The 1951-nt window shown below is 58.8% G+C and carries 1 protein-coding gene and 3 pseudogenes; 2 read left to right on the top strand and 2 right to left on the bottom strand.

Annotated elements, in window-relative coordinates:
• Positions 1–108 precede the first annotated feature (108 nt).
• A pseudogene (locus tag QJT78_RS50760) lies at positions 109–396 on the top strand (LuxR C-terminal-related transcriptional regulator); the annotation flags it as partial.
• Between the two features lie 255 nt (positions 397–651).
• On the top strand, positions 652–843 hold the full coding sequence (locus tag QJT78_RS50755) for a hypothetical protein (RefSeq protein WP_038945956.1): 192 nt from the start codon (positions 652–654) through the stop codon (positions 841–843).
• Between the two features lie 478 nt (positions 844–1321).
• On the opposite strand, the pseudogene QJT78_RS50750 reads toward QJT78_RS50755, so the two are convergent.
• Together QJT78_RS50750 and QJT78_RS50745 are read right to left on the bottom strand one after the other, a co-directional pair.
• Positions 1322–1408 (bottom strand): annotated as a pseudogene (locus tag QJT78_RS50750) (RES domain-containing protein); the annotation flags it as partial.
• A pseudogene (locus QJT78_RS50745) lies at positions 1405–1785 on the bottom strand (antitoxin Xre/MbcA/ParS toxin-binding domain-containing protein); the annotation flags it as partial. The pseudogenes QJT78_RS50750 and QJT78_RS50745, both read right to left, overlap by 4 nt.
• Positions 1786–1951: the final 166 nt, after the last annotated feature.

Here is a 1951-nt window from a genome sequence, read left to right as displayed (position 1 = left end):
ATAAACGTCCTGCCTGACCGGCTACTGCTGTTCAGCGGCGCTGACGGCGATCATCAGGTGGGGGAGTTTCAAGTGACCATACCCGGGGGATTTTGACCGACCCACGGGGAAAAGGGCAAGCTGGATGCGGATCGCGCCCGTCTGGCTGCATTGACGCCGCGAGAGCGGCAAGTATTCGAACTTGTAGCTCGGGGCAATCTCAACAAGCAGATAGCGTACGTGCTGGGCTGTACAGAGCGTACTATCAAGGCGCATCGCTCACGGGTGATGGAGAAAACGCAGGTTCAGTCATTGGCCGAACTCGTGGCACTTGCCGAGCGGTTGGGCATCCACCGGACTGACGGCGTTGTCACCCGCCTTACGGCGACTGGATCCCTCGTCATTTCCGAAGACTAAGGTAGCCGGCCGCATCAGCCGCGATGCCACAAGCCACGAGAGCGAGCGCGAACCACACCCAGAGCGGGGTGGCTTTTCGCGGCTGACGTTGCTTCATTGCCCCCCCACCCCGGCCCCGAAGAGCCTCATTGAGAGGCGGGGGTAGAAGCAAGGGGCAGGAAGCCGTAGGCTGTCGCGAGGTTGTACCAACGGCCAATTGCTAGCTCGCAAAAGTCGAAAAAGACTAGCAACAGTTCCGCGTGCTGGATGACGGCCATGAAGGTGCGAGAGCTTGTGGAGACGCTGCAAAGGCTTCCCGATCAGGACGCCACAGTCGTCATCGGGGAAGGCCTGTCACCCAATGTCTGGCTCATCGTCGAAGGTGCCATAGTACGTGGCATTCGAACCAGGAAGGATAATTTAGATTGGGTAGGCCCCGGTAGTGAGCCGGGCGTCGAAATCGTCTAGGGTGCCTGCGCTCCACATAGTCTTTTCTGCCAGCGGCCTTGATGACTGGTTCTTACTTGGTCGGCGCTGCCGGGGCTCGCGGTTAGGAGAGCCGCTCAATAGCTGAATGCGTTGAACGGCCGCAGGAGAGCAGCGAGTTGATCGTGCGGGTGGTAGCTATTGCGGCGGGCGCTTTCACCGTCGCCGCCCGCTCCGTCCTGATCCTCAGCAATTAGGTAATGCCTCGATAGGTCCGCCACTCCGCCAGACGATGGGCCGCGCATCAAGTACCCTTTCAACCTCCGCTCATCTGTTCGGTTGCTGACGCGCTCATGGGCATTCTGAGGCGATTCTCCTACAAATATTTTGATCCAATGGCCGCCGTCGACTGGTCTTCGCTCGGTGCCGTGCAAAAGTAGATTTACTCTACCTAAAATTGTTCCGCCGTCCGACGCGAGATCCCTTCTACTCTAAGTACCGCTCCTGTACCGCGATCAGCGCTGTCCCATGTGGCCGCGTATGTTGCTTGGTCCATTCGCCAAGCGACAAGCTCGGTACCGCCGAGCGCCCCAGGCAATGGCGTCACACGTAGACACCGTGCTCAAGTCGAACGAGAAAATCTTCCACCAACTCAACACCAGCCGGTGTGGCCAACAGATCGATTGGCTTATGCTGGTTCAAGCCGATAGCCGGCCGTTCCAACCATTGCTCAGCTTCCTGCATGGAACCGAAAATGGAGGTTGCTTTCGCCAGGACTTCCGCGAGCTTCCATGTTCGCCCACTTTGCTCTGGGCTGAGTGGCTTGGCTCCCGCGGAGGCATGGCGTTGGTAGGTGCGATGGCTCATTCCAATCGCTTTGGCGAAAGAGTCGTCCCAGCGAAGAAACGCCAGGTTCTCAACCAGATGTAACAGTGCTCTGGACGGCAGCCCGTTCAGAAGCATCTCATGCGCCTCCAACGGGCTTTGGGGAACCTTTCGAAAAGTAGACGGAGCGCCAAGCAGACTGGCGACTGCAGCCAGGAGCTATGGCGGAATCTGGGTGATGACGGTGTGAGGAAGGCGGCGTATCGAGGCGGGTGACGAGCCTGCCAGAACCTCTCGAGGAGAGCGATACGCCATGACCGAGACT

It is taken from the genome of Bradyrhizobium sp. Mp27 (assembly GCF_029953005.1).
Taxonomy (GTDB): Bacteria; Pseudomonadota; Alphaproteobacteria; order Rhizobiales; family Xanthobacteraceae; genus Bradyrhizobium; species Bradyrhizobium barranii.
The sequence above is the reverse complement of the archived record's forward strand: the minus strand, read 5'-3'. Positions and strand labels throughout refer to the sequence as shown.